Annotated in this window: 7 protein-coding genes; 4 read left to right on the top strand and 3 right to left on the bottom strand. The window is 57.3% G+C overall.

Features of this window, described 5'->3' with window-relative positions; all coding sequences use genetic code 11:
* Positions 1-236 precede the first annotated feature (236 nt).
* The 3 genes from ACOTXC_RS16175 to ACOTXC_RS16165 are packed head-to-tail and all read left to right on the top strand — an operon-like array spanning position 237 to position 2837.
* Entirely contained in the window at positions 237-707 is a 471-nt protein-coding gene (locus tag ACOTXC_RS16175) for a MarR family winged helix-turn-helix transcriptional regulator (protein WP_022646938.1), read from the top strand.
* Positions 704-1771 carry an HlyD family secretion protein gene (locus ACOTXC_RS16170; protein ID WP_088581776.1) on the top strand — a complete coding sequence of 356 codons (1068 nt, stop codon included), beginning with the start codon at positions 704-706 and terminating at the stop codon, positions 1769-1771. The genes ACOTXC_RS16175 and ACOTXC_RS16170 overlap by 4 nt, the downstream gene beginning before the upstream one ends.
* On the top strand, positions 1761-2837 hold the full coding sequence (locus ACOTXC_RS16165) for a DUF2955 domain-containing protein (protein ID WP_337257876.1): 1077 nt from the start codon (positions 1761-1763) through the stop codon (positions 2835-2837). The genes ACOTXC_RS16170 and ACOTXC_RS16165 overlap by 11 nt, the downstream gene beginning before the upstream one ends.
* Here ACOTXC_RS16165 and ACOTXC_RS16160 read toward each other — a convergent pair.
* From ACOTXC_RS16160 to ACOTXC_RS16150, 3 genes are read right to left on the bottom strand one after another with little or no spacing between them, the layout of a single operon-like run.
* Positions 2834-4105, bottom strand: a complete 1272-nt coding sequence (locus ACOTXC_RS16160) for a DUF445 domain-containing protein (RefSeq protein ID WP_421767835.1) — start codon at positions 4103-4105, stop codon at positions 2834-2836. The two genes, ACOTXC_RS16165 and ACOTXC_RS16160, sit on opposite strands and share 4 nt — an antisense overlap.
* 3 nt (positions 4106-4108) lie before the next feature.
* Positions 4109-4762, bottom strand: coding sequence for a LysE family translocator (locus tag ACOTXC_RS16155; RefSeq protein ID WP_337257878.1), 654 nt, complete (start codon positions 4760-4762; stop codon positions 4109-4111).
* Positions 4763-4810: 48 nt separating this feature from the next.
* The gene (locus tag ACOTXC_RS16150; protein ID WP_251841741.1) at positions 4811-5554 is read right to left on the bottom strand and encodes a helix-turn-helix domain-containing protein; all 744 of its coding nucleotides are present in this window, start codon (positions 5552-5554) and stop codon (positions 4811-4813) included.
* Positions 5555-5704: 150 nt separating this feature from the next.
* On the opposite strand from ACOTXC_RS16150, the gene ACOTXC_RS16145 reads away from it, so the two are divergent.
* The gene (locus ACOTXC_RS16145; protein WP_421767834.1) at positions 5705-7075 is read left to right on the top strand and encodes an NAD-dependent succinate-semialdehyde dehydrogenase; all 1371 of its coding nucleotides are present in this window, start codon (positions 5705-5707) and stop codon (positions 7073-7075) included.
* Positions 7076-7138 lie beyond the last annotated feature (63 nt).

The following is a 7138-nucleotide window of genomic DNA, read 5'->3' as shown; positions in this document are numbered from 1 at the left end:
GTAGCAAGGAACATAAAGTGAACGGAATGACCACCACCGCCGTATGTTCCCCTCACCCTAACCCTCTCCCCGGAGGGGCGAGGGGATTGCTCAGTGCTCGCATTAATTTGTGGGGAACCCTCAGCCCACAGGGAGAGGGAGAATCTCATTTCGCAATTCCTGCGCTTTAACTTCTCGTTTCTTGATACTTACCCTGATAACTATTATCGTGACCGCGTGTGACGAGAGGTTTCCCCATGAGTGAAGAAGAACTGTTTAGCCGCAGGCCGATGGGCATGCGGATGGCGATGATCGTGCGCCAGTGGCGTGCCGTCATTGACGACGCCATTCTCGATACCGGGTTAACCCAGTCGAGCTGGACGGTGATGATGCAGCTGCATCAGCTCGGGGATAACGTCTCGGTGAGTGAGCTGGCGGAGGTGCAGGGCATTGAACTGCCGCCGCTAATGCGCACCCTGACACAGCTGGAAAAACAGGGTTACCTGCTGCGCACCGTCTCGCCGTATGACAAGCGCATCCGGCTTCTGACGCTGACGCCTGAGGGAAAAGCTGTACTTAACAGGCTCACCCAGGTAATTGAGACGCTTCAGACGCGCGTATCGCAAAACATCGCGCCTGAACATCTCGACATTTTCAGCGCCACCCTGAATCAAATCGCCTGCAATTTGCGGACAATCCGCGAAGAAGATAACAAGACCGAAAAATAATGACTCCTGAACAAAAGTTTGCCCGCTGGGTAAGGGTAAGTATTGCCTCTTTCCTGCTGATGTTTGTCTACTTTATCGTCGCGGATATCTGGATCCCGCTGACGCCGGATTCCACCGTGATGCGCGTGGTGACGCCGGTGTCTGCCCGTGTCTCCGGCTATGTGGCGGCGGTGCATGTCCACAACAATAGCCAGGTGAAGAAAGGCGATCTGCTGTTTGAGCTCGACGACACCCCGTTTCGCAATAAAGTGGAAGCGGCGCAGATCGCGCTCGAGCAAGCTCGCCTTTCCAACGAACAACTGGACGCGCAGATCGCCGCCGCGCAGGCCAGCCTGAAGACCGCCGTGCTGACCGCGCGTAACGACAAAGTGACTTTCGACCGCTACCAGAAACTGAGCACCCTGCAGAACGTGTCGCAGGCGGATCTGGATAAGGTCCGCACTACCTGGCAGAGCAGCGAGCAGTCCGTCAGCTCGATTCAGGCGAATATTCATAACCTGCGCATTCAGCGCGGCGAGCGGAATGAACACCGTAACGTGACGCTGCAAAAATACCGTAACGCGCTGGATGAAGCGGAGCTGAATCTTGGCTGGACGAAGGTCTACGCCGAGGCGGACGGCACGGTGAGTAATCTGCAATTAAGCCCCGGTTTTTACGCCTCGTCCGGTTCGGCAGCGCTGGCGCTGGTGAATACGCAGACGGATATTGTGGCGGATTTCCGCGAGAAGAGCCTGCGTCATACCCACCAGGGGACCGACGCCGCCGTGGTGTTTGACGCCTTTCCGGGACGGGTTTTCCGCGCCCACGTGACCAGCAGTGACGCGGGGATCCTCGCCGGTCAGGAAGCCGTTAACGGTCAACTTTCTGAACCGGAAACCTCTAACCGCTGGGTGCGCGATGCCCAGCGAATGCGCATTCACGTGGCGCTGGACGAAGCCTTACCGAAGTCGCTGCCGACCGGCGCGCGCGCCACCGTGCAGCTCTACAACAGCGAAGGGCCCTTTGCGCGCTTCTTCTCCGGGATGCAAATCCATCTGGTGAGCCTGCTTCACTATGTCTATTAGCACCCTGGCGCGGGTATTTACCCCGCACGGCAACATCGTCTACACGGCAAACGACTTCCGCCAGACCCTGCGCATCGTCTTTGCCGGGATGATTGCGCTCAGTATTTCGAGCTTCTACAACACCAGCTACGGCGTGTTTTTTGTGGTCTACCCGATCATGCTGCTGTCGCTGGTGCCGGTGTTTAACCGCCACGTGGCGAAGCAGTTTATCTTCAGCGCATCGCTCAACTGCGTCGAAATGGTGATCATCATCGGCTTTCTGTCGCAATGGCCGGTCATTATGACGCTGGTGGTCTTTGCCCTGTACGTGATGCGCTTTCGCTTTATGAGCAAGGGGCCGCTGTTTCTGTTCGGTTCGATGGGCGTGGTGTGCCAGAGCGTAATGCTCAACTTTATGAGCTACCCCACCACCAACTGGCACACGCTTTTGTTCTCCAACATTGAAGCGAGCGTGATGGCGGTGTGTCTGAGCGCGCTGATGAATTACCTGCTGCCGGACGTGGAGCCACGTAAGCCGCCGCCGCTGATAGAGAAAGACGATACCCGCGTGCGCCACGAGTCGCTGCTCTCCGGCACCGTGGCGACGCTGATTTTCGTGGTATTTCAGATGAGCGACTTAAGCGATTCGCTCTCGGCGCTGATGGCGGGCATTCTGATCCTGTTCCCGATGCACTACCGCGGCGCGGTGATGAGCTCTATCTGGCGCGTGGTCGGCGTGGTGCTGGGCTGTCTCTATATCCTCGTCGTTCAGCTTATCCTGTACGATCACAGCAGCCATATGCTGCTGATGATGCCGCTGATCGGCCTCGGGCTGGCATTTGGCGCGCGCCTGCACGTGATGGAGAAGGTCGGGGCCGGGGTGGGATTTTCCAGCATTACCACCATCGGCATTATGTTCGGGCAAAACATGCATCCGGACAGCGATCTGGTGTTCAGCGATCTGTACCGCATCACCTCCGTTACCTTCGCGCTGGTGGTCACGCTGACGATGGTCTTTCTGGTTCACCTGATCCTGAACCGCTTCGAGGCGACGCGCTACGTTATCGCGCCGCCAAAAGCGGATTAATGCCCCAGCACGGCGGGCAACTGAGAAAGTAAAAACAGGATCAGGCCAATCGTTCCGCCTACCAGGGTACCGTTTACGCGAATGAACTGAAGATCTTTACCGATATTGAGTTCTATCTGGCGTGACATATCTTTGGCGTCCCAGCTTTTCACCGTGTCGCTGATATGACGCGTCAGGAACGCAGCAAAATCCGGCGCGACGCGGTGCGCGGCCTGCTCCAGATGCTCGTTCAACGACGCACGCAGGCTGGCATCATTCGACAGCGTCTCACCAAACCACAGCCCGGCGTTGGCGATACGTTGCTTCACGCGGGAATCGTCGCTCTGCATGTCATTTTTCAGCCACTGGCGCAGGTCAGCCCACATTTCACCCAGGTAGCGGTTAAATGCTTCATCATTCTTCAGATAGTGCTTGATGTTGTCGGCTTTGGCCGTCATCTCCGGGTCGTTTTTCAGGTTGTCGATAAACTTCAGCGTGGCGCGGTCAAATGCCCGACGGATCTGGTGCGTGCGGTCGTGGCTGATATCATCCAGCAGCGTGTTCACCGCGTTTGACACCATCTCTGCGCTCTGATCGCCCAGCCACTCGGTGGGCAGCACCATCGCCTTGCGCGGATGCTCGGTCCTCAGCCAGTGGACGATCTGGTCAGAGATAAATTCCCGCGTGCTCTCGCGCTGAATCAGGGTAATCAGACGGTTGATGATGGCGTCCAGCAGCACCTGGTGACGGTTGTTTTTGGTCATGCTTTCCAGCATGACGGCGCTGGTCTCGGTTAAATCGACCTTGTCGATAGCCTTATGCACCGCGCGTTTGAGCAGGCGCTGAATGCGCCCGTCGTCAGTCAGCTCAAGAAAACCGCTCATCACCTGCATCAGATGCAGCCCGACGCGCTGGGCGTTGTCGGGCTTGCTGAACCAGGCACCAATCATCTGGGCCGGCTCGTAGCGGCGAATTAATGCGACCAGCGACTGGGTATCCAGAAACTTTTCCTGCACGAACTGGCCAAGATTGTCGCCGATGCGGTCCTTATTGCGCGGGATAATCGCCGTATGGCGCGAGATAACGGGAATTGGCACCCGGCGGAATAGCGCGACAACGGCAAACCAGTCCGCCAGCGCGCCGACCATCGCCGCCTCGGCAATAGCTTTTGCGCCGCGTACCCAGAAGGTTTGCGGCAGGAACAGGGTAGTGATAAAGGCCGCAGCGGCAATCAGCAGCAGCGACAGCGCGAGAAGCTTGGCGCGTTTGAGTTCGGTATGTTTTTCCATGGGTTAAGGATAGAGGGATACGGGGGAAAAGTGCAAAAACCGCCACAGCACCCACCCACCAAACCCCATCAATACCACCCCCGCCGTGCGCTCTATCAGCCAGAGCGAACGGCTGAGCTTTCGCTGAACCGCCGGTAACCCCATCAGCGACACCAGCGCAAAATCCCATACCAGTACTACCATCACCATCCAGACGCCGCAGGTCGCCTGCTGAAGCAGCGTGACGTCCGGCCCGAGTAACGCCGTCATCAGCGCCAGGTAGAACAATGCGTTTTTGGGATTCAACAGCGCCGAACCCAGCCCCAGCAGGATCTGCTTACGCAGCGAGGGGCAGCGCTCATGTGTTTCATTTAGCGCCAGCGTCTGCGGTCGGCTGCGTACAAGATGCGAGCCGATCCAGAGCAAATACAGTGCGCCGGATAATTCAATCAACGTGAACAGCCACGCGAACTGACGCAGCGCGCTCCATCCCATAATGACCAGCAAAATGTAAAGCCCGTTTCCTGCCGCTATCCCGATGCACAATCCGGCGCTGCCGCGCAGTCGGTAGCGGGCGGCGTAGCCCATCAGCAGTAAAAAATCCGGGCCCGGGCTTAACAGGGCAACAAAATGCGCCAGCGCCAGGGCGAGAAAAGCAGAAGGGAAGAACAGTTCCATAGCGACCTCAGAATGCAAAACTGGGGCCAGACTACGAAAACACAGAACCTATTTATTGTCTGATATTGATCGGCCCGTAGCGTACTGGCGCGGTGTGGCGGCGGTGTAGCGCACAAAGGTCTTATGAAAATGGCTCTGGTCGGCAAACCCGCTCTGGTAGCCGACATCGGCGATATCATCCCCGGCACGCAGCCGCGCTTTGGCGTACTCTACGCGGAAGATATTGAGGAAGCTGCCAGGCGTCAGGCCCGTGTCCTTCTTGAAGGTACGGATCAGCGTCTCCTTTCGCAGCGAGAATCGTTGCGCAAGTGCGTCGAGGGAAGGCGGGCTGGAAAGACTGGAAAGAAATGCCTGCTGAACCTGCTGGCTGGTTGATCCAGGCTTTTCTGCCTCATCCATGCAATGGGGAAGGGCAGCAAGCAGCTTGTCCACGGACGCAGGGGACATCCTCTCAACAACTTCCCGGTAATACATAAACAGCGTAGCGTTGCGAATCACCTGAACCGCAAGGGGAATGTCCGTATCGATATAAAGCATATGATAACTACGCGGCTGCCCGGCAACAGGGTTGCAGCAGTGTGGGACATAAGCCGGGATCACAATCAGGTCCCCGGGCTGGAGGATGTATTCTCTGCCATTACACACGCAGCAGGTCTGGCCTTCCACAATCGCGCCGATGGAGAGCTGAGGGTGGCAATGGCGTTTGTACGCCTGCATGCTCTGCCACGTGCTGCGTAGTTCAAGGCCCGAGGCGCGGTGAAAGGTCTGACGGATGTGGCGGGTATCGGTCATAGCAACTCCTTCTGAAGGTTTTTTATACCACGCCAGCCACGGTATGGCATCGCTTTACTCAGAACCTTCCGGATATACCCAACTTTACGTCCATAGCCAGTCATGTTGACTACCCTTAATACCCTAAGCGGTAAAACATGGAGATTCGATATGGCTTATCAGACAGTAAATCCTGCCACTAACCAGCTCATCAAAGAATATCCCTCCCACACTGACGCAGATGTTGAAGCGGCGCTGAAGGCAGCCGATGCGCTCTATCACTCCGACTGGGCGAAAAGCGACATAAGCCAGCGCCTGCCGGTACTGCATAAGCTGGCGGACCTGATCGACGAACGCGTGGAGGAGCTGGCGAAAATCGCCAGCCAGGAGATGGGTAAGCTCATCGAACAGAGCCGCGGCGAGGTGAAGCTGTGCGCGCAAATCGCCCGCTACTATGCGGACAACGCGAAGCAGTTCCTGGCCCCGGTGAAGTATGACTCTGAACTCGGGGAAGCATGGGTTGAACATCACCCCATCGGCGTGCTGATGGCCGTCGAACCATGGAACTTCCCGTACTATCAGCTGATGCGCGTTCTGGCGCCAAACCTGGCGGCGGGTAACCCTGTCATCGCTAAACACGCCAGCATTGTGCCGCACTGTGCGGAAACCTTCGCCCATCTGGTGCGTGAGGCGGGCGCGCCGGAAGGGGCGTGGACCAACCTGTTTATCTCGTCCGATCAGGTGGCGAACATCATCGCTGACGATCGCGTACAGGGCGCGGCGCTAACCGGTTCAGAAAAAGCGGGCAGCGTGGTAGCGGCCCAGGCGGCGAAGCACATTAAGAAATCCACGCTGGAGCTTGGCGGTAACGACGTATTCGTGGTGCTCGACGATGCGGACCTGGATAAGGCGGTGAAGATCGGCGTTAACGCGCGGCTCAACAACGCCGGGCAGGTCTGTACCGCGGCGAAGCGCTTTATCCTGCATGAAAAGATTGCCGATGCCTTCCTGAGCAAATTCACCGAGGCATTTAAGCAGGTGAAGATTGGCGATCCGCTGGACGAAAGCACCACGCTGGGGCCGCTGTCCTCTAAAGACGCGCTCGAGACGTTGACCAAACAGGTTAACGAGGCGGTGAAAAACGGCGCTACGCTGCACTATGGCGGCAAACCTGTGCAGCGAGACGGGAGCTTCTTTGAGCCGACCATCCTGACCAACATCTCACGCGACAACCCGGCGTACTTCGAAGAGTTCTTTGGCCCGGTAGCGCAGATTTACGTGGTGAAAAACGACGACGAGGCGGTCGCGCTGGCGAACGACTCCCACTACGGCCTGGGCGGAGCGGTGTTCAGCCAGGATATTGAGCGCGCGAAGAAGATGGCATCGCGTATTGAGACCGGGATGGTGTACATCAACTGGCTCACCGATACGGCGGCAGAACTGCCGTTCGGCGGCGTAAAACGTTCGGGTTACGGACGCGAACTGTCGGACCTGGGGATCAAAGAGTTTGTGAACCAGAAGCTGGTGGTCGTTCGCAAGTAATGTCGGACATAAAAAAACCTGCCATCCGGCAGGTTTTTTTATTAACAGTCTCATCGCCTTTTT

The sequence above is a fragment of the Enterobacter cloacae complex sp. IR5428 genome, assembly GCF_049238585.1.
GTDB classification, from domain to species: Bacteria; Pseudomonadota; Gammaproteobacteria; order Enterobacterales; family Enterobacteriaceae; genus Enterobacter; species Enterobacter intestinihominis.
The sequence above is the reverse complement of the archived record's forward strand: the minus strand, read 5'-3'. Positions and strand labels throughout refer to the sequence as shown.